The 26,829-nt window shown below is 32.2% G+C and carries 23 protein-coding genes and 1 pseudogene; 11 read left to right on the plus strand and 13 right to left on the minus strand.

The genetic code is table 11. From position 1 onward, the window contains the following. Positions 1–8 precede the first annotated feature (8 nt). The gene (locus AC2H4K_RS13030) at positions 9–350 is read right to left on the minus strand and encodes a DUF6249 domain-containing protein (RefSeq protein ID WP_281140117.1); all 342 of its coding nucleotides are present in this window, start codon (positions 348–350) and stop codon (positions 9–11) included. 138 nt (positions 351–488) lie between these two features. Between AC2H4K_RS13030 and AC2H4K_RS13035 the strand changes: the two genes are divergently transcribed. Together AC2H4K_RS13035 and AC2H4K_RS13040 are read left to right on the plus strand one after the other, a co-directional pair. Next, positions 489–1,055 carry an RNA polymerase sigma factor gene (locus AC2H4K_RS13035; protein WP_281140116.1) on the plus strand — a complete coding sequence of 189 codons (567 nt, stop codon included), beginning with the start codon at positions 489–491 and terminating at the stop codon, positions 1,053–1,055. Positions 1,056–1,058: 3 nt separating this feature from the next. Continuing rightward, entirely contained in the window at positions 1,059–1,463 is a 405-nt protein-coding gene (locus AC2H4K_RS13040; RefSeq protein ID WP_281140115.1) for a hypothetical protein, read from the plus strand. Here the strand turns inward: AC2H4K_RS13040 and AC2H4K_RS13045 are convergent. Then, positions 1,460–2,776: a voltage-gated chloride channel family protein gene (locus tag AC2H4K_RS13045; protein ID WP_281140114.1), complete on the minus strand. Its 1,317-nt coding sequence runs from the start codon at positions 2,774–2,776 to the stop codon at positions 1,460–1,462. The two genes, AC2H4K_RS13040 and AC2H4K_RS13045, sit on opposite strands and share 4 nt — an antisense overlap. Positions 2,777–2,897: 121 nt before the next feature. Here AC2H4K_RS13045 and AC2H4K_RS13050 point away from each other — a divergent pair, with 121 nt between their 5' ends. The 4 genes from AC2H4K_RS13050 to AC2H4K_RS13065 all read left to right on the plus strand — a co-directional run bounded on the left by AC2H4K_RS13050 (position 2,898) and on the right by AC2H4K_RS13065 (position 5,880). Next, entirely contained in the window at positions 2,898–3,446 is a 549-nt protein-coding gene (locus tag AC2H4K_RS13050; RefSeq protein ID WP_281140113.1) for an RNA polymerase sigma factor, read from the plus strand. Then, positions 3,430–3,942, plus strand: a complete 513-nt coding sequence (locus AC2H4K_RS13055; RefSeq protein ID WP_281140112.1) for a hypothetical protein — start codon at positions 3,430–3,432, stop codon at positions 3,940–3,942. Before AC2H4K_RS13050 ends, AC2H4K_RS13055 begins: the two co-directional genes overlap by 17 nt. Then, positions 3,926–5,083: a hypothetical protein gene (locus AC2H4K_RS13060; protein ID WP_281140111.1), complete on the plus strand. Its 1,158-nt coding sequence runs from the start codon at positions 3,926–3,928 to the stop codon at positions 5,081–5,083. The genes AC2H4K_RS13055 and AC2H4K_RS13060 overlap by 17 nt, the downstream gene beginning before the upstream one ends. A 95-nt stretch (positions 5,084–5,178) precedes the next feature. Beyond that, positions 5,179–5,880 (plus strand): hypothetical protein, encoded by a 702-nt coding sequence (locus AC2H4K_RS13065; RefSeq protein WP_281140110.1) that lies wholly within the window; start codon positions 5,179–5,181, stop codon positions 5,878–5,880. Between the two features lie 133 nt (positions 5,881–6,013). Here AC2H4K_RS13065 and AC2H4K_RS13070 read toward each other — a convergent pair whose 3' ends face one another. From AC2H4K_RS13070 to htpG, 9 genes are all read right to left on the minus strand, one after another. Next, entirely contained in the window at positions 6,014–7,249 is a 1,236-nt protein-coding gene (locus AC2H4K_RS13070; protein WP_281140109.1) for a DEAD/DEAH box helicase, read from the minus strand. An 83-nt stretch (positions 7,250–7,332) separates the two neighbouring features. Next, a complete protein-coding gene (gene rlmF / locus AC2H4K_RS13075) occupies positions 7,333–8,289 on the minus strand; it encodes a 23S rRNA (adenine(1618)-N(6))-methyltransferase RlmF (protein ID WP_281140108.1) in 957 nt (318 codons plus the stop codon). Between the two features lie 212 nt (positions 8,290–8,501). Further along, entirely contained in the window at positions 8,502–9,077 is a 576-nt protein-coding gene (locus AC2H4K_RS13080; protein ID WP_281140107.1) for a Crp/Fnr family transcriptional regulator, read from the minus strand. A gap of 366 nt (positions 9,078–9,443) precedes the next feature. After that, on the minus strand, positions 9,444–9,875 hold the full coding sequence (locus AC2H4K_RS13085) for a GldL-related protein (RefSeq protein ID WP_281140106.1): 432 nt from the start codon (positions 9,873–9,875) through the stop codon (positions 9,444–9,446). Next, positions 9,876–10,208: a PadR family transcriptional regulator gene (locus tag AC2H4K_RS13090; RefSeq protein WP_281140283.1), complete on the minus strand. Its 333-nt coding sequence runs from the start codon at positions 10,206–10,208 to the stop codon at positions 9,876–9,878. Between the two features lie 96 nt (positions 10,209–10,304). Continuing rightward, positions 10,305–11,324, minus strand: coding sequence for a transglutaminase domain-containing protein (locus tag AC2H4K_RS13095; protein ID WP_281140105.1), 1,020 nt, complete (start codon positions 11,322–11,324; stop codon positions 10,305–10,307). Between the two features lie 12 nt (positions 11,325–11,336). Further along, positions 11,337–12,020, minus strand: coding sequence for a carboxypeptidase-like regulatory domain-containing protein (locus AC2H4K_RS13100; protein ID WP_281140104.1), 684 nt, complete (start codon positions 12,018–12,020; stop codon positions 11,337–11,339). 177 nt (positions 12,021–12,197) lie between these two features. Then, positions 12,198–13,850: a serine hydrolase gene (locus AC2H4K_RS13105; RefSeq protein WP_281140103.1), complete on the minus strand. Its 1,653-nt coding sequence runs from the start codon at positions 13,848–13,850 to the stop codon at positions 12,198–12,200. Positions 13,851–13,988: 138 nt separating this feature from the next. Next, on the minus strand, positions 13,989–15,896 hold the full coding sequence (gene htpG, locus AC2H4K_RS13110) for a molecular chaperone HtpG (RefSeq protein ID WP_281140102.1): 1,908 nt from the start codon (positions 15,894–15,896) through the stop codon (positions 13,989–13,991). Between the two features lie 204 nt (positions 15,897–16,100). Between htpG and AC2H4K_RS13115 the strand changes: the two genes are divergently transcribed. The 3 genes from AC2H4K_RS13115 (at position 16,101) to AC2H4K_RS13125 (ending at position 19,496) form a co-directional block, all read left to right on the plus strand. Further along, complete coding sequence (locus AC2H4K_RS13115; RefSeq protein ID WP_493742469.1) at positions 16,101–17,111, plus strand: 3-oxoacyl-ACP synthase III family protein; 1,011 nt, start codon at positions 16,101–16,103, stop codon at positions 17,109–17,111. Between the two features lie 11 nt (positions 17,112–17,122). After that, a complete protein-coding gene (locus AC2H4K_RS13120; RefSeq protein ID WP_493742470.1) occupies positions 17,123–18,409 on the plus strand; it encodes a serine hydrolase domain-containing protein in 1,287 nt (428 codons plus the stop codon). A gap of 118 nt (positions 18,410–18,527) precedes the next feature. Then, entirely contained in the window at positions 18,528–19,496 is a 969-nt protein-coding gene (locus AC2H4K_RS13125; protein ID WP_493742471.1) for a hypothetical protein, read from the plus strand. 302 nt (positions 19,497–19,798) lie between these two features. On the opposite strand, the pseudogene AC2H4K_RS13130 reads toward AC2H4K_RS13125, so the two are convergent. After that, positions 19,799–22,243 (minus strand): annotated as a pseudogene (locus AC2H4K_RS13130) (TonB-dependent receptor). A 101-nt stretch (positions 22,244–22,344) separates the two neighbouring features. Between AC2H4K_RS13130 and AC2H4K_RS13135 the strand changes: the two are divergent. Then, a complete protein-coding gene (locus AC2H4K_RS13135) occupies positions 22,345–22,707 on the plus strand; it encodes a CoA-binding protein (RefSeq protein ID WP_281140097.1) in 363 nt (120 codons plus the stop codon). Here the strand turns inward: AC2H4K_RS13135 and AC2H4K_RS13140 are convergent. Continuing rightward, positions 22,704–24,149 carry a sodium:solute symporter gene (locus AC2H4K_RS13140; protein ID WP_281140096.1) on the minus strand — a complete coding sequence of 482 codons (1,446 nt, stop codon included), beginning with the start codon at positions 24,147–24,149 and terminating at the stop codon, positions 22,704–22,706. The two genes, AC2H4K_RS13135 and AC2H4K_RS13140, sit on opposite strands and share 4 nt — an antisense overlap. 70 nt (positions 24,150–24,219) lie before the next feature. Here AC2H4K_RS13140 and AC2H4K_RS13145 point away from each other — a divergent pair, with 70 nt between their 5' ends. Beyond that, positions 24,220–26,760, plus strand: coding sequence for a T9SS type A sorting domain-containing protein (locus AC2H4K_RS13145; RefSeq protein ID WP_281140095.1), 2,541 nt, complete (start codon positions 24,220–24,222; stop codon positions 26,758–26,760). Positions 26,761–26,829: the final 69 nt, after the last annotated feature.

Raw genomic sequence — 26,829 nt, forward strand, 5'->3', positions numbered from 1 at the left:
CTTTTTTCTTAGTCGTCTAAAGCTTTTTTTGTCTGTGTATAGCCAACATAAAGTCCTAGTCCTGCCATTAAGAAAATCATTGCAGGATAAACCGTACCATCGTTTAAGCTTGTGTAAGTTTCTAAGATATGTGCAATAAATACGCCTAAACCTATACCCATTAATAGAAATGCTAGGTTTAGTACTACAACTTTCCAGGCAGATCCAGATCTTTTGCCAATATTAAAAATACTAGCGTCAGCACCTTTTTCTATTAAGGCTAAACGTTCTTTATTTCTGGTGGAAAAATAAAGATAAACGATTCCGAAAATCGCTAGAAATAAACTGATTGGTATTAGAATCTCTTCCATAATGTTTGTTTTTTAATTGATTAATTTTATTTGTTTTTAATCTATGACGACAGCTTTTTGATTTAGGTTACACTTTTTTGAAAAAAAATTTTTGTGCAAGTGTAACCTTATTAAGATTATAGTCGTCTTAAATACAAAATGACCACCAACAACGAACAAATATTAATCGACGCTATTAAAAATGGCGATACTAAAGCGTATGCAACATTAGTTGATCGCTATAAGGATTTAGTATTTACTTTGGCGTTGCGAATGCTTAAGCATAGAGAAGAGGCAGAGGAAGTAGCTCAAGATACCTTTGTAAAGGTTTTTAGATCTTTAAATAGGTTTAAAGGGGATTCAAAATTTTCAACATGGATTTACAAAGTCACCTACAATACGTGTTTAGATCGTATAAAAAAGAATAAAAAACATCAGAGTGATGTTGCTATAGACGATTACACATTCAATAAATTAGATACTATAGACAACGCCTTAGAGAATTTAATTACAAAAGAAAAGAATACTTTAATAAGACAATGTATAGACAAGCTACCCGAAGATAGTAGTGCGTTATTAACTTTGTTTTATTTTGAAGAGTTATCTTTAGAAGAAATTTCTAAAATTATAAATGTTGAAGCCAACACTGTTAAAGTAAAGCTCTATAGAGCACGAAAAAAGTTGGCGGTTATTTTAGAACAGTATTTTCAACCTAAAACAGTTTGAACGATGGAAAAGGATGATAAAAAAATAGAAGAATTAGTAGATAAGTTAATGTCTGTAGATCGTTTAGAACAACCTTCTATAGATTTTACAACAAATGTAATGTCTAAGGTTGAAGCCATCTCTAACTCTAAAGTTACGGTTTACAAACCATTGATTCCTAAATATGTTTGGTATATGGTGTTTTGTAGCTTAGGTGCTTTGGTTGCTTATGTTTATTTAAAAGATCCTGTGGTAAATAGCGAGTGGTTGAAAAAAATTGAATTCTCAAAATTAGCGTTCAATCCTTTTGAAAATTTATCTGTTAACTCCTCTAAAACGATGATGTATTCTTTGGTTTTATTAGCGATTATGGTTGGAGTGCAAGTTCCTTTGCTAAAGAATTATTTCAATAAAAAAGTACTTTTTTAATCAGGATAATACCAAAAAGGAATATTGGCATCTAGCACAGAAGTTGTGTCCGATTTTTTGATTCGTTTTCTAATAACTTTCATTTGATGTTTACCTTCATTAAGGTTTTTTATTCCAATGTAGGTTTCAAACCCTTTTTGATTTTTAGTGGTTTTTCCAAGAACAAACTCAGAATCAAAATGAGTGGAATCAATTTTTACGGAATAAATTGAGTTAAAAGTCTTTAAATAGTCCTTTTGTAAAGTTTTGTTATCAGAGAGTTTATTGCCATTTATAATGATAAATTTCGACTTTATGCCTCTATCATCAGACTCTGGTTTTAGTTTTGGGTTAAACTTGTAAAGTTCATCTTCTATATAATCATCAAAAACAATAAAGACTTTTACGTAGGGCTCAGAAATAACTTTACTATTTATAGCGATATCTTCAATAAAGTCAGATTCGTCAATAAGTTCACTTTCATAATTGTAAGAATTAGCGACAAAGCTGTTGGAGTTCTCATCAAATTCAAAATAGTTCGAATGATTATAATTCAAAGTTGTAATCATTAACAACGCAAAATAGACAGGAACCAAAAGAAAACTCAATCTTTTGCCAAATTTGTTATCTAGGAAGTTGTAAACTAAAGGTCTGTATAAAAAGGCAAGTGTTATAAAGCTAAACACCCAATAAAATGGGAAATATAGTTTACTAATCCAATTTTTCTTTTTTAATAAACCGAGAGATAAAAAGTCAAAAAAGGTGAGGAACATCCCAATAATCATGAATATTAATAGCGGAATTCCAATCCATAGAAGTACAGAACTTGAGTCATTTCCGTCAATCATTAAACTTATTATTAAGCCAATGATTGTAAAGATTAAAGCAAATGCAAGAACGTAAAAGATTAATAGAAATGAGATCGCAAAAATAACACTACAATAGTTTTCTAATCTGGCAATGTAACGATCAAACGATCCGACTTTCTTTTTTAAGTATCCTGAAAACTTTTTACCGTAATTTAATTTTTCATAATCAATATCACCAGAAACGTAGCGCAAGCCCAATGCACCAATCCATAAACCACGTAAAAGGACATGGAGCAAGAGATTGAAAATTAATATAGAACAGGCAGCTAATGCTATAAATAAGAAAATAGTGAACTGAGTATTATTGTCATTTTGAGCAGCTTTTGAAGCCACTTGTAGCGTTGGATATGCCGAAAACAAACCAAAAATGGCAAAACCAGAAATCAATAATTCTAGTTGCCAGCTTTCTTCCTGTAGTTTTACTAATAATTTTTTAAACGCAGGATTATTGTAATCTTGGCTCATGTGGGTTGGTTATTTTTACCCTAATTTAGGCATAATCAATTAATTTTAATCTTTTTTCAAAAAAAATGAAACCCTTCTAAGTTTTTATCGTTTTTTAAAATAGAAACCACTAACTAATCAAATGCATCACCAACATCAAAGTTTAATAGAACGTTGCAAAACAGGAAATCAAGTTGCCCAAATGCAGATTTATGACCTTTATGCTAAAGCTATGTTTACAGTTGCATGTCGTTATTTGGGTAATGAAGAAGATGCGAAAGACGCGATGCAAGATGGATTTTTAAAGGCGTTTTTAAATATAGAAAGCTATAGGCCAGAAGCGGCTTTTGGCGCTTGGTTAAAGCGGATTATTATCAATCAATGTTTAGATGTTTTAAGAAAAAATCAACTGCAATTTAATGATATAGAAGTTTCAGAATTGAAAATTGTAGATGAAGATGATTGGAATTTTGATAGCAATTTAACCAAAAATGACATCTTAAAGGCTGTTGAACAGCTTAGTGAAAATCACAAAGTAGTAGTAAAATTATATCTCATAGAAGGTTACGATCACTCTGAAATTTCAGAAATATTAGACATACCAGTCAAAACGTCTAGAACACATTTAAGGAGAGGAAAATTGAAGTTACAAGAACTTTTAAAACCGAAGTACAATGCAGCAAGATATTAGAGAATTTTTTAAAGCGGAAGAAGAATTGAAAACACTTCCAAAAAATCATAGAAAAGATTTTTTGGATAAGTTAAATGCGCAAAAAGACACTAAAAAGGTAAGCTATTTATGGTTGAAAATTGCCGCTGTAGCCATCGTTGCATTAACTGTTGGATTCAGTTTGTTTTATAACCAACCAACCGAAGAGATTTCTCCGATGATAGCTCAAGTTGAAGCCGTAGAGGATAAGTATTTAAAGGAAATTAATACAGAATGGGAAAACTTTATAGCCATTGCAGATGATGAGGTTCTTATTACAAGATTTGAAAAACGGCTAAAGGCTTTGGATGACGATTATCAAATAATTTCAGAGCAGTTTAAAAACGATTCCAATAATATTTTAGTCGTAGAGGATTTGGTGGAAAACTTGCAAACACGACTTCAAATTTTAAAAGACATACAAGAACACATCAAAATTTTAAATCAAAAAAACGAGCAGAATGAAAAATCAATTTAAGCTTCTATTGCTGACGCTCATCACATCAGCAATGGGTTTCGGGCAAGTCAAGGAAATTTTTAAGAAAAGTTATGATGCTAAGAATTTAAAGTCTATAAATCTTCAACTCAATGGCACTTACGTAGAATTTTCTGAGTCTGAAGATGATAAAGTGCATTTCGATTACACTTTAGAATTTGAAAACTATTCAAAAAAAGAGTTGGAAAGTAAGTTGAATGAGATTGAAACAGAAGTCCAAATTGTAAATGGAATTTTAGAGTTTAAAACTAGTGGTAGTGAAGCTAAAAGTGATATCTCGTATAGTCTAGAAACACTTTATGGAATAACGTTTGAAGGCGATTTTATAAATTTTAAAGAAGAAACAAATCGAAAATTTAGAAAGTCTAAACAGTATTTTTTAGCTATAAACAGTAGCTCTAGAGGTAAAAGTATTAAGGAGTATTTAAAAAATCTAAGAGAATTAGATGATAAAGGAAATAAGAGAAAAATCAACACCAACAATGTGAAGATTTTAAAGACCAAATTTTCTATAAAATTACCTCCTGAAATTATGCTAAAAATAATGGCAGAAAACTCTAGTTTAACTTTTCAAAATGATTTAAAAAATCAATTGGTTATGAATACCAGACATTCAAGTCTAAAGTTTCAAAACATAGAGAACCCTCTAAATGTACTTGATGTGGTAAACGGAAGTTTTAGAGCAAACGTTTTAGAAGGTGGTAGTTATAAATTTACACATGCAGATGAAGTACAAGTAGCACAATTAAAAAGTGTAAATATTGATACTGAGTTTAGTGATGTAAAAATAGGTGAAATAGCAGGAAATGTAAGAATCGTGGACTTTAATAGTAAGTTCTGGTTTCATAATTTCTCTCAAGATTTTAAGGAATTTAAAATGGAATCAGACTATTCAGAGATTAATTTGTTTTTCCCAGAAAAGTCCAGTTTTTTTATAGAAACTTACGGATATAATACTGTACATTATTGGGGAGATATTATAACAGAAATTCCACCAAGCAGAAAAAAGGAACGTTCTAAAATGATGTTAATAGGAGAGGAGGTAAATCCTAATAAAATAAAGATTAACATCACTAACGGTATTATTAGGTTTGGTGAGGATTTTATTGATGTTAAAAAATGAGCAGGCCATTTATATTACAACATTGATTAATTTTAGGATTAAAAAAAAATCACTAAAAAAACACTCAAATACTATTATTGTAATCAAGTTAAAAAATGATAAAATCACTGACAATATTTACAGTTTTAATTTCTATAGCCAGTTTTGGACAAAGTGAATTAATAATGCCTAATAAAGGAAAAACTCTTGAAAAAATAATTCCTCATAATTGGAAACTACTAGACTCTACTACAGGAGATCTAAACAAAGATGGAATTTCTGACTTGGTTTTTGCTATTCAAAAAACTACTAAAGAAAATATTAAATTAAATGAAGGGCTTGGGACAGATACTATTGACCTTAACCCAAGAATACTAGCTATTTATTTCGGAACAGAATCTGGTGCTTTCAGGAAGAAATTAGTCTCCGAAGATTTTATAATCCTTAGAGACTCACCAACAATGGATGAACCACTTGAAGGCTTCAGTATTAATAAAAAGGGAATCTTGGACATTAATTTTAGATTTTGGTATAGTGCAGGAAGTTGGAGTATGTCAAATCACAAATATAGATTTCGCTTTCAAAATAATGATTTTGCATTAATCGGATATGAATCAAACGAAGCACACAGAGCAAGCGGTGAAACAACAGACTACAGTATTGATTTTCTAACAAAAAAAATGAAAATAACTAAAGGAAATTTTTCTAATAATAATACTGAATCTGTAGAATGGAAAGAATTTGACCTAGAAAAACTTCTGACCGTAAAGTCAATTAAAAAACCTTTTGAATTAGAATTTCATGGAATATATCTGTAAGGGAAAGCTTATAGATAGTGCTATAATTTTATTATTTTAAAATTATAAAGAAAACAATCCTTAAATTTTCAGTAATATATCCTAGCTAAATAGTTTAGTACTTTACTCTTATTACTTAGACTATACATGCTAATTAGTACCAACGTCTTTTCTTCTTTTTAGATGCTTCACTTTTACGACCCTTTTTGTACTTACTGCCTTTCTTTTTGTGAATAATAGGTTTGGCATTTGGGTCTAAAGGGTAAGGATGCTCTTTCTCTACAGGAATTTGAACATTGATATAGTTTTCAATCGTTTTTATATAACTTTTTTCGTCTGCAGAACATAATGAATATGCGGAACCTATATTACCAGCACGACCAGTTCTACCTATTCTATGAACGTAAGTTTCGGCAACGTTTGGCATATCAAAATTAAGTACGTTATCTAGCTCATTAATGTCTATACCTCGTGCAGCCACATCTGTAGCGATTAAAATTTTAGCATAACCATTTTTGAATTTGTTTAAGGCTGTTTGTCGGTCATTCTGATTTTTGTCACCATGAATACTATCGACTCGATAGCCTTTTTCTGCCAAGCGTTCCTCAAGCTTCTTTACACCAAATTTGGTGCGTCTAAAGATGATAACATTTCCTTTTACCGTATTTCGAAGCAAATGCAAACACAATTCTATTTTTCTGCGTTTTGGCACGTAGTACAATACCTGACTTACATCTTGGGCTACAGATTGCGTTGGAGTAACATCAATTCTTTCAGGATCTTTTAAAATTGAATTAGCAAGCTCTTCTATTTTGTATGGAATTGTTGCAGAAAATAATAAGGTTTGTTTTTCCACTGGGCAAAGGCGTTCTATTTTTTTTACATCATCAATAAAACCCATGGCTAACATTAAATCAGCCTCGTCTAATACAAAAGTTTCAACCTTATCTAAGTTGATATAATCTTGTTTGTGTAAGTCTAAAAGACGACCAGGAGTGGCAATAAGAATATCAACACCTTTTTTTAGAACATCAACCTGAGGTTCAATAGCAACACCACCAAAAATAACTAGTGATCTAAGGTTGGAAAACTGCGCATAGTTTTTAAAATTCTGCTGAATCTGTAGCGCCAGTTCTCGTGTAGGACTAATTATTAAAGCCTTTATTTTTTTACCACGTTTTGGTGCGTCTTGTTTATCAAACAACTGCTGTAAAATTGGTAACGCAAAAGCTGCTGTTTTCCCTGTTCCGGTTTGGGCAGAAACAATAACGTCTTTACCTTCTAATATTACAGGAATAGTACGTTCCTGCACCAATGTAGGTTCTGTGTAACCTGAAGCGTCAATGGCTTTTAGAAGAGGTTTAATGAGTTTTAGATCCTTAAATGACATTTGTTTGAATTATGTTTAAAGTGGTTTTGTTATTCTACACTTGATGCAGCATGACAATGGTAAAACAAAGGTAGAATAAAATTTTACCAACGGTTTTTTGCCCACTGTTTTTGTTCGTGTTCCGTCAAAAATGTCCAAGCTATAAAACGACTTCTTTTTTGACCTTGTCCCATTTCTATAGTTTTTACGGCCGTAGCCTCAACATTTTCAAGGATTTTATATGTAGGCTTTAAAGTAGCCTCTTTAGACACTAATGTTGTAAACCATAGACATTGTTTACTAAAGTTTCTACTTTCAAAAATCATATCTTTTATAAAACGAGCTTCACCACCTTTGGTCCACAATTCATTATGTTGCCCGCCAAAATTCAATTTGGTTTTTCCTTTAGTTTTACCTTTCAGGTTTTTAAGCTTTCTTAAGTTAGCTTTTTCAGCCTCTTCTTTTGAGGCATGAAAAGGAGGATTACAAATACTAAAGTCTATTTTTTCATCTTCAGAAAGTATACCATTAAAAAACGCTTTACGTTGTTTCTGAAGTCTAAGGTCTATGTAAGAAGAAAGATTTGAATTTTGATCAACAATTTGTTTAGCAGACTTTATAGCATTTTCACTAACGTCAGAAGCAATAAAGGACCAACCATATTCTTGATGTCCTATAATTGGGTAAATGCAATTAGCACCAACACCAATATCTAAAACTTTTATTTTAGAGCCTTCAGGGATTTTTGTGTACGTCTCTCCAAGTAAATCGGAAATGTAATGTAAATAATCTGCTCTTCCTGGAATTGGTGGACATAGATAATGTTTCGGAATTTCCCAGAAATCAATATCATAATGGTGTTTTAACAAAGCTTTGTTTAGTGTTAAAACCGCATCAGGATTAAAAAAATCAACTGAGTCATCACCATATTTATTTTTAGAAACGTATTGAGATAGCTCAGGTAAACTCTTAATGAGTTTAGAAAAATCATAACGTGTGTTATGCTTATTTCTGGGATGCAGTTGCGTTTCTATATTTGAAAGTTTGTTCTCTGGTTTCAATTTTATATCTATTGTAAGGCAAAGATAAATGAAACAAAATGTAATCTGTAATTTGATTTTTCAACAAAGAAAAAGCGCAAGTTTCATCAACCTGCGCTTTTCAAGCTATTAATCCATTAGTTAGGATAAGAGATCAGTTCTCTTTGTTAGGGGTTACAAATTTAAATTCAAAATATTTTAAAAAAATTGATGTATGATAAGAAATGCAAATTTTACATTTCTTTTCGTATTCTGCTGAGGCTCTCGGTAGTTATGCCCAGATAAGATGCGATATGATAGTTTTTTACAATCTTCTCAATATCAGGATATGTTTTTATAAACAACAAATAACGTTCTTTGGCAGGTTGCGATAAACCGGATAATATTCGTCTTTGAAAAGCGGAAAAAGCACTTTCTAATTTTCGTCTAAAGAAGGTTTCTACTTTAGGTATTTTAGAATAAAGGTCATCTTTCTGCTGCTGAGTGATTTTGTATAAAGTTGAATTTTGAAGCGCTTCAACCGTCATTACTGCTGGTGAAGCTGTAAAAAAAGCAGTGTAATCACTGATCCACCAGTCTTTTGTTCCGAATTGTAATGTGTGTTCTTTTCCTTGATAATCTACATAGAAAGATCTAAGACATCCTTCCAGGATGTAGTATTGAGAGTCGGCAGTATCTCCAGGAACAATTAAGGTGTCTCCCTTTTTTACTGTAACTTTTTGAAAAACAGCACTTATAGTCTCAATTTCTTTTTCGGAAAAAATAAGATTTTTGAAAATATGACTAATATATAGACTACTCTTTTGCAACTTAAATTGATATTAAACTACGATAATTTACAAAAATAATTTTGAAGCCGTAATTTAAAATCGATGTGACAAACGTTTATGTGGTTGATTGATAGGTTTCTATAGTTGAATGGTAATAAAACAAAAACCACCTCGATTTGAAGTGGTTTTAGCTTTTTGAGTTTTAATATTTACTGTTTGTATAACTTGAAAAATAAGGTTGGAAGGAACCCTAGGTTCAAGATTATAAATCCTGTAAACATTAAGATGTTAGCAAATGGCCAATGCATCATTTTGAATAAAAATGAGGTGCTGAGAATAAACGCGGCTATAAAGCCTAAGACATAAACTGATTTTTTCATAATTAATTGGGTTTATGGTTAAAATTTAAGATTGATATTTTACGATACGGTCTTTGTATCTTGAATAGAAATAAATAGGAAGCGTAAGAAATATTAAAAAAGCAAAACCAACGACTAAGAGTATACTGGCAAAAGGCCAGTGCATAAACTTAAAAACAATACCTACAAGAATACAACCTGCGGAAATATAACTCAGTATAAACAAGAGTTTATTTCTGTTTTTAGAAGCATTAAAATACAATTGAAGATTGGTTTGGTGTTCAATATGATTTAGATTGAGATGTCCACCAAATTCATGGATTGCTTTTTTATAAGCCATTTCAAAATCTTGCTCATTAGAATTTTCGATGTGAGTACAAATATGATCTAAGAGATCTTCCTTTAACTCATTGTTTTTTAGGCCATATAAATCCAGATTTTTGGAAATAAAAGCTATGTGTTGGTCTGTAAGAGTCATTTAGCTTGTTTTAGGATTAAAAATTAGTGATAAGGTATCTATAAAATCATTGATTTGTTTGGTCTGCTCTTCTATAACATGTTTGCCGGATTTGGTAACGGAATAGTATTTTCTAACACGTTTACCGATGTACACTTTTTCAGTTTCTAATACCTTTTTGTGTTCTAGTTTGTGTAGAATAGGGTAGAGTGCGCCTTCTGAAATATCAATTTTACCTTTGGTGAGTTCTTTTACCTTTTGGGTAATCTCATAACCATACATTTTATCATGCTCGCTTAAGAGCTTTAAGATGATAGGTTGTAATGTGCCTTTAGTGAGTTCTTTACTATACATGAGGCTAATATACATATTTTTTAAATACATTTTAATAAAATGTATTTATTTTTTTGTTTTGAGCATAAAAAAACCACTTAGAATTTTCTAAGTGGTTTAATGTAATGTTTTATTTTTTAGAACTTTTATGGAATATGAAGCGACTATGTCTGACTTTATTTTAAGGTGTACATCATAAGTTCCTCTATGCTTAAATATGTATTTAAAGGAAACCTTTCCGTTTTCATTCTTTAAATTATAAATTTTAAAGGCTTTTTGTTCTTTTTCTAAAACCTGAACTAAAGAAATATCTTTGTCTTCAATTTTCTCTAAACTTTGAAATGTAAAAACGACTTCCTCATTTTTAGGTATACTAGTGTATAATTTTTTTGGTGTTTTTGGAATAATTTGGTGCTTAAATGTTTCTCCGTAAACTATCGGTTCAGCTTCGAATTTGTTTTTAATAAGGCTATCATTTAAAAACCATTTTTCATGTACTGGAAAATGATTTTTGGCAAATAATATCGGTTCGGTTAAAAAATACCCATCATTATAATCCTTAATGAAAAAATACCCATTTAGCATATAACCACTGGACCAAGTGGCATCGGATAAATACCATTTATTGTTTAACTTAACAACATTCCAAGAATGGTTTACATATTCTAACTTTTCAACGTTTGTCTCAAATGATCTTGCATAACCCTCAATAATTTTACATTCAATATTAGCTATAAAACATAGTTCTTTGATTAAATATGCATAACCAGTACACATTGTTTTTTTATCTTTTAATAATGTTTTAAAAGCCTCTTTTTTAAATTCATCGTTCCATTTGATATAACCTAGGCTATCATTCTTAAGATCAACTAATTTTTTACTAACCTTATTATGTTGCTTATAATCACCACTAATATTTTCGCAGACCCATCTGTATATGGCTCTGAACTTTTCTACATCTGTTTCTAATTTTGAAGTAAGTTCATGAGCTAAGAGCGGTAAGTTATCTAGACTTTTCCCTTTATTTAATTTTACTATATTTTCAGCTTTTGTGAAATCTATATGTTCAAAATCTGAAGCTTGACCACTAGATGTCCAAGAATAAATAAATACAAAAATTATGATGAACACTTTCATAATTGCGTTGTATTAATTCTTTTTTGACTTAAAGATTTCTTTTACTGCTACTTCACCTACAATAACGCAGGAATCATAATCCATGTTGATTTTCAATTCTATTAGTGATGCGGACTTTTTATTCTCAATTACAATTTTTTGTGATTCCATACCTATATAACTAACAATTAAAACATCGCCTTTTTTTAGTTTATTTGGAAATTCAAAATTCCCATCAAAATCGGTTTGTATTCCTTGGGATGTACCTTGTAAAACAACACTAGCTCCAGGTAAAGGTAAACCATCACTTTCTGTTGTTATTGTACCTTTAACAACTATGTTGTTTTTGTTTTTTAATGTATCAACTATGGTTCCTTGCTTTATTTTGTCTTTAGATTTTTTTAATTCTTGAGCTTTTGCGGTTGAAACGGAAAAAAAAGCTAAAATGGAAAGACAAATGCCAGTAAATAGACCTAGTCTTTTTCTTTTGGGTTTAACTTTTAAAGGTGTTTCTAAATGTTCGATTTTTAATCTGCCGCAAGTATTTTGTGTTTGGTTATTTTTAAAAAAAGTAATGATATCATCCGTATTCATTTTTGTAAAGTCAATCACTTCTTTTTGACAAGCGTCGCAAAATCCTCCTTTTTGAGTTGGGCTAAAGGAACTAAAATCTTCATTGCAAGGTCTATTGATACTTAAACTAATTTGATTTTCCATGGTTTAAAGGTTTTATGTTAGTACAGATCAAATCTATCAAAATCACTATTTTTAAAGAATAAGCACTTAGTCTACACGCTATATGGATGAGCGAAATCTGTTTTTCAATGAGTTTGGTGAATAATAAAAAAACCACTTAGGATTTTCTAAGTGGTTTTTATTTACAATTGGTTAATGCTATTCTATTTTTTTAGCAATCGTTTCTTGTCCGCCTTGGTACAAAGTAAAACTTTCTACTTTTCCTGAAGCATTTTTATTAAATACCATTTTAAGAGCTGTAATTTTTGCAAAGAAAGTAGTTTCATTTTCAGCAAAAAGCGGAAACTGTCCTTGTCCTGTAGCTTGAGCATAGATTTCATTACCTTTTACAGTAATAACCACATTAAAGTTTGGTGCTAATTGGTACTTACCAGCATATTGACTCAAAATGGCGTTAGATAGTTTAATTTCTTTTCTTGCTTCTGGCATAGCTTTGTCGATTTGTTTACCGATATTTTCAGAATCAGTAATAAATATGGCTTGTTTTTTACCATCAGCAGACTTAGAAAATTTGTATTCTATATTATTGTCTTTAAAAATAAATCGATTTTCAGAAAGTGGAAAAATATCAAAAACAGTATTTGTGTCAGATTCTCTCATACTCTTTAGAGCACCATCTTTAAAGAAAATATGTCTTACAGATCCATCTTCAAATTGATAAGCTCCTTCCCATCTTTTTAGCTGATCTTCATTTAATTTTATCACATCTTTCATTGAAGGGAAAGGCTTACCAATGGCAGTAGCAGCTAATTGTTTTGTTACAGTACCAATATTATTACAGCTACAATTGCTTAATCCTATAACATAAACATCTTCATCTATTAAGTAAATACCGTCTGTTGAGGTGCCAAAAATACCACCACTATGTGTATAACCTTTAGAACCCTTAAGCATTAGTTCACCTAATCCATAGCCATAATCAATGTGTTCACCATTGTTTAACTTAGAACCATTAATCGCTTTTTGAAATGTAGATGCTTTTATCAATGTATTATTGGTCAAGGCATTTTGCCATTTTAGCATATCATCGATAGTTGAAGTAAGCGCACCAGCAGCATGTGGTAAAGACATACTTAGGTAACTTGCATTAACATAACCATTGTCTGTTTCTTCATAAGGCATAGCTCTATTTTTAATGATTTTACGATGACTACCGTATTGGGAAGCATTCATATCTAAAGGTTGAAAAATATGATTACTAATAAAGTCTGCATAAGTTTCACCAGATACTACTTCTATAATTTTACCAAGTAAAACATAGCCAGAGTTATTATAACGATAATCTTCACCTGGATCAAAATCCATTGGTTCATTTTTAAAGAAATCTATTAGCTCATCTAAGGTTTTGTCTTGTCTGGCGACTTGTCTTAAATCACCTATACTTGTATAGCTTTTGATACCAGAGGTGTGATTAAGAAGGTGGTGAACGGTTATATTTTTTCCATGAGTAGGATAATCTGGAATAAACTTAGTAATAGGATCATCTAAGCGTAGCTTGCCTTGTTCTTCTAGCATTAAAATAGAAACTGCTGTAAACTGTTTTGTGATTGAAGCCAGCATAAATACGTTTTCTGGAATCATATCTACACCTAATTCTAAATTAGATTTACCAACAGCTTTTCTATATATGGTTTTTCCGTTTTTTGCGACTAAAATTGTAGCACCAGGTGCATTAGAATCATTATAGAATTGTGCTACAATATCATCGAATTGTTGAGTTAAATTTTGGTCTTGAGCAGTTGTAAAAAGGAAGCTAAATACAACAACAATTAGTGAAATCTTTGTTTTCATTGTATAATTTGATTGATTGTTACTTTAGTAAGACGACGTCTCAGATTTAAAGTTACAAAAAAACCACTTAGGATTATCTAAGTGGTTTTGTATCAGTGGTTATACTAAAAAAAGTTCAGTATGACATATCATTCAAGGTTACTTTATCATCTCGTAACTACGCTTAATAAAGTTTGTTAACTCTTCACCTTTAAGTAAGCCTTGCGATAAACGTGCTAAATCTAAACTTTGATTAATTAAACGTTCTTTGTCTTCTTTAGCTTCGGTATTTAAAATATCATTGATTAAATCATGGTTTGTGTTCACTATCAAATTATACATTTCTGGCATATGACCCATACCAAACATACCACCGCCAGTTTGTTGCATTTCTTTCATTCTGCGCATAAACTCAGGTTGTGTAATCATAAAAGGTGATGCGCTACTATCCATAGCTTCTAACTGTACCATGAATTTTTCAGAAGGCACAACTTCTTTCAGTAATTCGTCTAATTTTGTTTTTTCGTCTTCAGACAATTTAGAAATTACCGTATCGTCTTTCTTAATTAAGTTATCAATATGATCTGCGTCAACTCTAGCAAACGAAATGTTTTCTTTTGTTGTTTCTAACTTCTGCATTAAATGACTTACAATTGGAGAGTCTAATAATAAAACTTCATATCCCTTAGCTTTTGCAGATTCTATGTAAGCATGTTGCTCATCTTTGTTAGACGCATAAAGAATAACCATTTTACCATCCTTGTCGGTTTGTTTCGCTTTAACTGCGTTAGTTAACTCTTCAAACGTGTAGTATTTACCATCAACCGTTGGGTAAAGTGCAAAACTATCTGCTTTTTCAAAGAATTTTTCTTCTGAAAGCATTCCGTATTCAATAACAATTTTGATGTCATCCCATTTCTTTTCAAAATCTTCACGATTACTATTGAAAAGTGATTTTAATTTATCGGCAACCTTACGTGTAATGTAAGATGAAATCTTTTTAACTGCACCATCAGCTTGTAAGTAACTACGCGAAACGTTTAGCGGAATGTCTGGAGAATCAATAACACCTCTTAACATGGTTAAGAATTCAGGAACGATACCTTCTACATTATCCGTTACAAAAACTTGGTTTTGGTACAGTTGAATCTTATCCTTTTGCATGTTAAGATCATTCGTCATCTTAGGGAAATACAAGATTCCTGTTAAGTTAAAAGGATAATCTACATTAAGATGAATGTGGAAAAGCGGTTCTTCAAACTGCATAGGATACAGTTCTCTGTAGAAACTTTTGTAATCTTCATCCTCTAAATCTGTTGGTTGTTTTGTCCAAGCCGGATTCGGATTATTGATGATGTCATCAACAGTTATTTGTTTGTGAGGCTCAGTAGTTTCTTTACCGTCTTTATCTGTTGTTGTTTTTGGTGTAAAATCTGGATCGTTTACTTCTTTAGTTCCAAACTTAATTGGAATAGGCATAAACTTGTTGTACTTGGTCAAAAGCTCACGGATTCTTCCTTCTTCCAAGAATTCTTCTTCACCTTCAGAAATGTGTAAAATAATTTCTGTTCCTCTTTCTGTTTTGTCAGACGCTTCTAAAGTGAATTCAGGTGAGCCATCGCATGTCCAATGTGCTGCTGGAGCGTCAGTATGAGATTTGGTAATGATTTCTACTTTTTCAGCAACCATAAATGCTGAGTAGAACCCTAAACCAAAATGACCGATAATACCAGAATCTTTAGCAGTATCCTTATACTTATCTAAAAATTCTTCAGCACCAGAAAAAGCAACTTGGTTAATGTACTTTTCAACCTCTTCAGCTGTCATACCTAAACCTTGATCTATAATATGAAGCTTTTTTCCTTCCTTATCAATTTTTATTTCAATCTTAGGATTGCCATATTCAACTTTAGATTCACCAATGCTAGTAAGGTGTTTTAGCTTTAAAGTTGCATCTGTAGCATTACTGATAAGTTCACGTAAAAAGATTTCGTGATCTGAGTACAAGAATTTTTTAATTAATGGAAAGATATTCTCTACCGATACATTAATACTTCCTTTTGCCATTTTTATGTTGTTTTTATTAGTCCTGAATTAACAGGAGTCTGAATTAATATATTATTTATAATCTGCGTAGCTTTAAACAAATAGAATACCAAGGCAGAAAATGTGACAAACTGACACAGGTATTATGCATGCATAACGAATATGAATTTTAAAGAAGTGTAATTCCTTTCGTATAGATTAAATTGCATTACTTAAATAAATACTATGTATAATTCAAAGATAATAGGCTTAGGCAAGTACGTGCCAGATAATGTTGTGACTAATGATGATTTGTCAAAAATCATGGATACAAATGACGAATGGATACAAGAACGTACAGGAATTAAAGAACGTCGTTGGGTAAAGGAAGGTGATGGTGATACTACGGCAACAATGGGTGTAAAAGCAGCTAAAGTGGCTATAGAACGTGCTGGAATCGATAAGAATGATATCGATTTTATCATTTTTGCCACCTTAAGTCCAGATATGTATTTCCCTGGTCCAGGTGTGCAAGTACAACATGCTTTAGATATAAAAACGGTTGGTGCGTTAGATGTACGTAACCAATGTTCTGGTTTTGTATATGCTATTTCTGTAGCCGATAATTTTATAAAAACAGGTATGTATAAAAATGTACTTGTTATTGGTAGTGAGCTACATTCTCATGGATTAGACAAAACCACTCGTGGTAGAGGTGTGTCAGTGATTTTTGGTGATGGAGCAGGAGCGGCAGTTTTAACTAGAGAAGAAGATACAAGCAAAGGCATTTTATCAACACATTTGCATAGCCAAGGTGAACATGCCGAGGAATTAGTGGTAAAAGCACCAGGAATGGGAACACGTTGGGTGACTGATATTATTGCAGATGATAACAAAGATGACGAAAGTTATTTCCCATATATGAACGGCCAATTTGTGTTTAAAAATGCAGTAGTGCGTTTTAGCGAAGTGATTATGGAAGGCTTAATGAAAAACAAATTAAAGCCAGAAGATATTGATATGCTTATTCCTCACCAAGCGAATTTAAGAATAGCTCAATTTATTCAGAAGAAATTTCAGCTAGGAGACGATCAGGTGTTTAATAACATTCAAAAGTATGGTAATACAACAGCGGCTTCAATTCCAATAGCTTTAACCGAAGCTTGGGAAGAAGGCAAAATAAGAGAAGGAGATACCGTTGTTTTAGCTGCGTTTGGTAGTGGTTTCACTTGGGGAAGTGTCATTATGAACTGGTAAAAACCTAAATTATGAAAACTATTATTGCAATACTTTTCAGTCTTTGTTTTCTGATTACTTCAGCTCAAACAAAGTCGATAAAAAATTCTCCACCACTAACAACTGCCAGTCCTGAAAGTGTCGGAATGTCGACAGAGCGTTTGGCACGTATAGATTCAGTTTGTCTTGAGGCTATTGAAAAATCTCAAATTCCAGGAGCAGTGGCTTTGGTGGCAAGAAATGGCAAAATAGTTTACCATAAAGCTTTTGGTTATGCTGATAATGATTCAGGTAGAAAGCTTAAAAAAGATGATATTTTCAGAATAGCGTCACAAACTAAAGCGATTACTTCTACTGCAGTAATGATGTTGTGGGAAGAAGGAAAATTTGGTTTAGATGAGCCAGTTTCAAAATACATTCCTGAGTTTGAAAACGCCCAAGTTTTAGATACACTTTATGAAGATGGCACGTATAAAACTATACCAGCTAAAAGTCCTATAACTATAAAGCATTTATTAACACATACTTCGGGACTTGGTTATGGTGTTATTGATGGTGATAAAAGATTTCAACGCCTATATAAAGATGCAGGTGTTACGGACTTATTTACTACCAAAAAGATAACTATTGAAGAGAGTGTAAAGAAACTCGCAAAGTTGCCTTTACATCATCATCCAGGTGAAAAATTTACCTACAGCGAAGGTTTAGATGTGCTAGGTTATTTTATAGAAGTAGTATCTGGTATGCCTTTAGATCAGTTTTTTAGAGAACGTATTTTTGATCCACTAGGCATGGACGACACGTGGTTTTATTTACCAAAAGAGAAGCATGAACGATTGGTAAGCCTTCAAACTAGAAAGGATGGCAAATGGACTAACTATGCTGAAGATTTTTATGATCCTAATTATCCAATAAAAGGTGCTAAGACATTTTTTTCGGGTGGTGCAGGTTTGTCGAGTACGGCAAAAGATTATGCTACGTTTTTACAGATGTATCTTAATAACGGTGAGTTGAATGGAGTACGTATTTTAAGCAGAACAACAATTCAGAGTATGATGGCTAATCAAATTGGTGATTTATGGGAAGGCGCTGGTGCTTATTACGGATTGGCTTTTGGTGTACTTAATGAAAAAGGACAAGCTAGTGGTGGAAGAGGTAGCGCAGGTACATTTGATTGGGGAGGTTACTTCAACACCCAATATTTTGCAGATCCAAAAGAAAACATCATTGGAATTATAATGAAACAAACCGGAAACACCAACGATGATGAAACCGGTTGGAAATTTAGGCAAGTTGTTGGCCAAGCGGTTGATGATTAAGGTAAGCTACTCAAAAATCATCTTTGAGAAGTAATTAGCTTTGATTTCTTAAAAATGTAAAATAAAATTACAGTTTAGTGTTTGTTAAAAGCAAATATTAAAAAAATGAATATTTTTTATGACAATAAAAGAAGCGATCTTAAAAAGTCTTGATGACATTAATGGATTGACAAACTACATGGAAGTTCATAATCATATTATAGAAAATGGTTATTATGATTTTGGTAAGGCTAAAACACCTCCTGCTACTATTTCTTCATTGTTAGGTGATTTTATTAGAAATGGAGATACTCGTGTTAAAAGAATTAAAGAAGAAAATGGCTCCTATTCTTACTATTTAACCAAAAACGAACAAGATATTGGGATTGAAATTTTATCTGGAACAACTACGACAACTACGACTAAGTTACCTAGAAGTAAAGTAAAATCATATAGTGAAAGAGATTTACATAAACTTTTGAGTAGTTATTTGAAAAACACTAAGATTTATTCTAAGACCATATTTCATGAGCAATCGAAATATGGTAAAGATAGTAATCAGATATGGACACATCCAGATATGGTTGGTGTTAAATTTTTAAATTTACAGACCAAAGTCAGCCAAAACTTTTTGAAATCGATTAATCGAGTTGATACCTTTAAACTAAACTCTTATGAGATAAAGAAAGAAATTAATTCTGATTCGGAATTAAAAAAAGCATACTTTCAAGCAGTTTCAAATTCTAGTTGGGCAAATTTTGGTTATTTAGTCGCGTTTGAATTTAGTGATAGCCTTTTGGATGAAATGGAAAGATTAAATCAGTCTTTTGGGATTGGAGTAATAGAATTAAATTCAAATCCTTATCAAAGCAAAGTTTTATTCCCAGCAATATATAGAGACCTTGATTTTAAGACAATTGATAAACTATGTAAAATTAATAAGGAGTTCGAGCAGTTTATTGAACAAACTGATAGATTATTGACAGCTCAAGAAAGATATTTTAAGTCCACTGAAAAAGAGCTGGACGAGTTTTGTGATGATTATTTCGAAAGTGATACAGAGATTGAAAAATATTGTAAGGAAAAAAATATTCCAAATGAGGATTGAAAAACGGAATAAAATTTAATAAACTAAAAAAAAGCCCTGACAAAATTTGTCAGGGCTTTTTCAGCTATTAACCAACTTTAACTAACACTATGTTATAGAATATGAAAAATTCTAATAACTATTATTACTTAAAACTTATCATCTATATAGACGTAAGAGTTGGGTTTTTATTTCAAACTTTAACACATTTAACGGCTATTTAACAAAAACCCGAAACTTTACGTTTCGGGTTTTCTTTATTTAATAGTCCAAGCATTAACACTAACCATCAACTATTTATGTTGGCTATCAAATATGTTTTATTAGAATAAACCTCCTCCATCTTTTTCATTATCATCTCTTTGTTTACGAGATTTTGCTCTGTATTTTCCTCCGCCAAAACGGTAAGATAATCGTCCTGAAATTTGTTGACTTTCCCAGTTAAATTGTCCTCTTTGCACAAACGGTCTTTGGCCATCAAACTGCGCATACATGGTATCAAAAATATCATTGTAGCTTAGGCTGAAGTTAGCTCTGCCTTCCATAAAAGTATAGCGCATACCTAGGTTAACCATAAGCATGTCATTCATTTCAAACTGAATATTTCTGTTTTTAGCTCTATACATTCCAAATGCTGAAAAACTTAAACTTTTGCTTACTTTAAAATTGTTGAAAGCTCTTAGGTTCCATGCTACGTTATCAACTTCAACAGTGTTTAAAACTATGTTTTGGTCGTCATCAAAAGACTCAGCTACACTTTTTTGAGTTTGAGAAAACAAATCGAAACTAGCATTAAAACTCCATCATTTTGTTGGTCTATAATTAGACGAAACTTCAATACCGTAAGATGAAGAATTGTCAAAGTTAAGATTGGTTAAGATCAATCGGTTGGTATCCGCTCTATCGATTAAAATAGCTTGTTGAATTTCATCTTCAATCATTCTATAAAACACGCCAGCTGTAATACTTCCTTTTTCAAATTGTCTTGTGTAATTTGTTTCAATAGAATTGGTAAATTGCGGACGTAATTCCTGATTTCCAAATTGAGAAATTAAAGGTGTATTAAATTCTGGTAAAGGGTTTACTTGTCCTATTCCTGGTCTATCAACTCTTCGGCTATAACTTAATTGGTATGAGTTTTTATCCGAAGGAGAATAGGTGAAAAATGCTGAAGGATAAAGTTCAATATAATCGTTTTCAAATGGAATAGTTAATTCCTCATTACTAGATAAATCGATTTTATAAGCTTCAGAATCTACATTTACAGACTCCGCTCTTAGACCAACTTGGTAACTCCATTTTTCCATCTTCTTACCATAAGTCGCATAAGCTGAGTAAATATCTCTTGTATAGTCAAAATTAGTTGTAGTAGGTATGTAATCTCCAAACTCGTTTTGCTCGCGAGCATTAGATTCGTAGAAAATATTAGTATCGAACAAACGTGCTTGTAACCCTAATTCTAATTTTGTGGTTTCTGATAATGGATTCACATAATCTAAATTAATCGTGGTATTGTCACGCTCAGTATCTGTGGCTTCAAAGAAATTTGGGCGTTGTGAACTGAAGAATATGTTGTTAGTATCACCAAAGCCTTCAAAAGTATTGTAGTCGACTTCAAGTTCTATATTATGGCCTTCTTCATTGAAATCGTGCTTATAATTGAAGTTGTATTGGTTATTATCATTTTCATTATCTGTCCTTGTATTTTGTGATTCATTCAGGGATGTATCATATAGATATGCAATTCTAGAATTTACATCTCCCCAACCATCAAAAGTGTTTTGATTTGTAAAGACTGAAAAAGTGTTTTTATCATCGAGATAAAAATCCAATCCAACTTTAAAAAGATTCGACTTATTATTATTAAGAATGTTGAAATTTTGCTGAATGTCTTGTTCAAGTCTATCGATTTGACCATAGTTTACATTTTTAGCAACACTATTACTATATGAACCGAATAAATTAAATTTTCCGTTACGGTAGTTCGCATCAATTGAACTGTTAAATTTTGGTTCTATATCATAAGCAAGACCTACATTGATATTACCATTAAATCCAATTTGCGTGTTTTTGTGCAAAACAATATTAATGATACCACTCATACCTTCAGGGTTATACTTTGCTGAAGGGTTAGTAATCAACTCTATACTTTTAATAGAAGTTGAAGGAATTTGCTTCAATAATTGATCGGCAGGAATGTTAGACAGTTTTCCATCGACCATAACGCGAACATTTTGATTACCGCGAAGGCTAATAGATCCTGTTTGTTGGTCAACGCTTACTGAAGGCAAATTGTTCATAATTTCACTAGCCGTTGCACCTGCAGTCTGTAAATCTTTACCAATGGTAATCACTTTTCTATCCACTTTTTGTTGAATAGTTGAGGTTTCAGCAACAATAGTTACTTCATCCAAACCAGTAGCTTCTTCCTCTAATTTTATATCACCAAGGGTCACTTTGTAGTTGCCTTTTGCTATGGTTACAGATTGATTTATGGTTTTGTAACCGATAAACTGAATAGAAACAATAACATTACCTTCAGGAATATTTTCAATAGCAAATGTACCATCGTCATTAGTGATTCCACCTGTTAAAACTTTTTCATTATTGTCTTTAATAACAATATTAACATAAGGTAGAGGCTGGTTAAGAGCAGCGTCAATAACGCGACCTGAAATAGATCCGTTTTTAAGTTCTGAATTCGAATTGGGTTGTGAAAATGCTATTCCAGAACATAGAATAGCCAACATTACAAATAAATGTTTCATTTGATTGATCGTTTTTTGATTGATTGAAAGTTCGTTTAAGGATAGACGACTATATTTACGGAATGTTACTCTATAAATTTAACTTAACATCTTTTTAACATATGAATAAAAAAACATTGGTCATTGGAGCTTCTCTGAAACCAGAGCGTTATTCAAATATTGCCATCAACAGATTGAAAGGGAATAATCACGACGTCAAAGCTTTTGGATTAAAATCGGGAACTGTAGCAGGAATTGAGATAGATACGGAATTAATGCCTTATAAGGGTATAGATACCGTAACTCTTTACTTAAATCCTCAGCGTCAAAAACCATACTATGATTACATAATGGAATTAAAACCCAACCGTGTGATATTTAATCCAGGAACCGAAAATCCAGAATTTTACAATCTTTTGAATCAGAATAATATCAATTATGAAGTGGCTTGCACATTGGTGTTGTTGGGAACGGGTCAGTATTAAGATTTCTTTTTAAGAAGTAATAATCCTATGAACATTAAAAGCCCATTAATTATCAAAATTTCAAAACCAATTTCGTAACCATTGAATAATTCTTTAGAATAAAGGTTTAAAATGTAAGATACTATTGGTGAAACAATGGCTATAACCCAAACAAGTTTATCTTTAATTTGATATTTGGTAAATAACCCGAAAGCAAAAAGTCCTAGTAAAGGCCCATAAGTGTAGCCAGCAGCTTTAAATAATTCCCATATTACGGAAACATCTTTAAAAATTAAATCAAATAAGATTATTACAAAAACTAACACTACACTAAATCCGACATGTGTTTTTTTTCTGATCCCTTTTTTTGACGCTTCAGGTTTGTTTTCAATATCAAGAATGTCATAACAAAACGAAGTGGTAAGGGATGTTAGTGCAGAGTCTGCACTTGAGTAGGCAGCAGCGATAAGCCCAAGCAAGAAGAAAGCTGAGGTTATAATGCCAATTTCAGGTAACATGGCTATGGTAGGGAATAAATCATCCTTAGTCGCTGTGATGCCATTTTGAGCAGCGTATTCTGTAAGCATTAAGCCCAAAACTAGAAATAAGATATTTACAAAAATCAATACGATACTAAAGGAAATCATATTTTTCTGAGCATCTTTCAAGCTTTTACAGGTCAGATTTTTTTGCATCATATCTTGGTCTAAGCCAGTCATAGTAATAGTAATGAAGATTCCAGAAAGAAAACTTTTCCAAAAGTATTGTGGATCTTTGCTGTTTTCAAAGAAGAAAACTTTACTTAAATGACTCTCTTTAGTATAAGAAATAACATCTCCTATACTATTAAAATCTAGTGCAGATGCCAGAAAAATAATGGTGACAACAACCGATATTAACATGAAAAGTGTTTGTAGCGTATCTGTAAAAATGATAGTTTTTATACCTCCTTTAAAGGTGTATAACCAAATTAGGGCTATTGTTATAACCACAGTAATGGCAAAAGGAATATCAAAAAGGTCAAAAACCAATAGTTGTAAAACTTTAGCTACTAGGAACAAACGAAATGCAGCACCGACAGTTCTTGAAATAAGAAAAGCAATAGAACCTGTTTTATAACTTGTACTACCAAAACGGTCTCTCAAGTAGGTGTAAATAGAGGTGAGGTTCAATTTGTAATATAAAGGTAGCAATACATAGGCTATGATTAAATAACCAAAGAAGTAGCCAAAGACTACCTGTAAATAACCAAACTGTTTCGTCTCTATAGCGCCAGGGACAGAAATAAATGTTACACCAGATAACGAAGCTCCAATCATTCCAAAAGCCACTAAATACCATGGTGCAGACTTGTTAGCTTTAAAAAAGGCAGCATTAGAATCTTCTTTTCCGGTGAAGTAAGAAATTAAGATAAGTACGACAAAGTAAGCAGCAATTAAAATAAGTATTGACGTTGGAGTCATAAAGGTGTGTATAATAAATTACTTAAAAATACTATTTTTGGTGAAAATAGCTAAACAATAAATAACAACTATGAAAAAGATTTCTACTCTAGTTTTGAGTTTGCTTTGCATTTCAATTTTGAGTGCTCAAGATTTTAAAGAATTAATAGCAGAAGGTACACATACTGTTCAAAGTGTGGTTCAAGTAGCGGAGACGCATTTTGACTCTGTTGGTCGAGGGAGAGGTACAGGTTATAAACCTTTTAGACGTTGGCAATATTTTGCCGAAAGAGCTATGGATGAAACAGGAAAGTTAAAATCCCCACAGTTTTACTATGACGAATTATTGAACTATAATTTATCTAATAATGATGAAGGTCTTGCAGCAAGAACCGTTGTAGGTACATGGGAAGAAATGGGGCCAACCTATTGGAATGCTACATCAGGCTACAATCCAGGTGTTGGTAGAATAACATCAATGTCGGTAGATCCGAACAACATGGATCATATTATTGCTGGTGGAGAAACTGGTGGTGTTTGGAAGAGTCTAGATGGTGGTGTAACTTGGATTGTTCTTACAGATAACCTTTCCAACATGGATGTATATTCTCTAGCGATAGACCCTCTAAACAGTTCAAGATACTTTTGGGGATCAACGAGTGGAGCAATATTCAGGTCAGAAGATGGTGGATCTACTTGGACGCTTCATGGGAATCTTCCAGGAGGAACGGTGAATAAGATTTTAGTTCATCCAACAGATTCTAATATTTTATATGCCAGTTCACAGGGAAGCGGCTTGTATAAATCAACAAATGGAGGAAGTACATGGACTTCAATTTACTTCGTTTCAACAGGAAATGGTTTTGATTTTGAATTCAAGCCAGGAGATCCCAATACAATATATGCATCAGGAAATAAATTTTATTTATCAACTAATGGAGGAATGAACTTTACAGAGGTTTCTGGAACGGCTTCAAACCAATTTTCTAACGGGCCAAAGATGATAGGAGTTTCTGAAGATAATCCATCAGTTGTTTATGTAGTAGAGGCTTTTAATGGTGCTTTTGGAGGTTTATATAAATCCACAGATAGTGGTTCAACTTTTGTCAAATTAAACCATGTAGGAAAGAATTATTTTGGATATAGTACTGATCCTCAAGATCCGAGTGATGCAGGTGTGGGGCAAGCACCTAGAGATATGGATATTGCTGTTAATCCCAATGATATTAATGATGTCCACATAGCCGGAATAAATACTTGGAGGTCTACAGATGGTGGTTTAAATTTTACAAACTCGTCACAATGGACACCTTACGGTGCTTCAATAAATAATATAGGCTATTGTCATGCGGATGTAGATTTATTACAGTTTGCTGGCTCAGGTGCTAATGCAAAATTGTTCGTTTGTACAGATGGTGGTATTTATAAAGCGGAAAATCCAACTTTAGTTAATAGTAATTATTATACAGATCTAACCCCAGGTATGGGTATTCGACAATTTTATAAAATTGGTGTAAGCCAAACTAATCCAGTGGTTGTTACAGGTGGTTCTCAAGATAACGGTTCTTCTGTCCTTGGATCAGATGGGAATTGGACAGATTGGTGGGGAGCTGATGGTATGGAAGGGTTTGTGGATAAAAATAACACGCAAATTATGTATGGTACTTCCCAGTTTGGATCCTTTATAAAAACATTTAATGGAGGTCTTAGCATAAGTGGTGTTTCTCAACCAGACGGTAAAGGCGGTGATTATAATTGGAATTGGATAGTACCGTTTGAACAAGATCCAATTGTTCAAAATACCATTTATTGTGCTTTTGATGAAGTTTATAAATCTGAAAATGGTGGTAGTACATGGACGTCGATTTCTCAAAATTTTGGTGATGATATTGATCATTTAAAAATAGCTCCATCTAACAATAATTTTATGTATTTAGCTATAAATGGCAGTTTTTGGTATACTGTTAATGGAGGAGGATTTTGGTCTCAATCAAGTTTTAATGGCGGCTGGATAAATTCTATTGCTGTTCATCCAACTGATCCTACAAAAATTGCTATAGCAACTACAAACAACCAAAAAGTTTATGTAAGTACAGATAATGGTGTCTCTTGGACATCAATAAAATGGGATTTGCCATCATTTGCTTCTCAGGCTGTAGTTTGGCAAGACAACGGAAATGATGGCTTGTATGTCGGTATGAATTACGGGATTTATTATACAGATAATGATTTAGGAAATACATGGACAGCTTTCAATAATGGTCTTCCAAATGTTAGAATAAATGAGCTTGAAATCAATACAGCTGATGACAAAATCTATGCAGCGACATACGGTAGAGGTTTGTGGAGATCAAATGTGTATGACGAATCCTTAAGTGTTACGAATTTTGAATTTGAGGATTTTGCGATGTTTCCAAATCCTACTTCAGGTGAAGTAAATTTAAAATGGGATAGTTCGGAAGATGTGAGTGTTAGAATCTTCAACTCTTTAGGAAAGATAGTGTTTTATGCTAAAGGCTTAAATTTACAAAATGGCCAAGAAATAGATGTTTCATCATTTAATTCAGGAGTGTATTTTGTGAAATTGAATAGCTCAAAAGGAGAAATAACCAAGAAGCTTATTTTAAAATAGACTTAAAATTATAATAAAAGCCTAATCATAAATCTTAATTTGGTTGGGCTTTTGTGTATACAAAATTCA

The organism is Winogradskyella sp. 266wxhm, assembly GCF_058964685.1.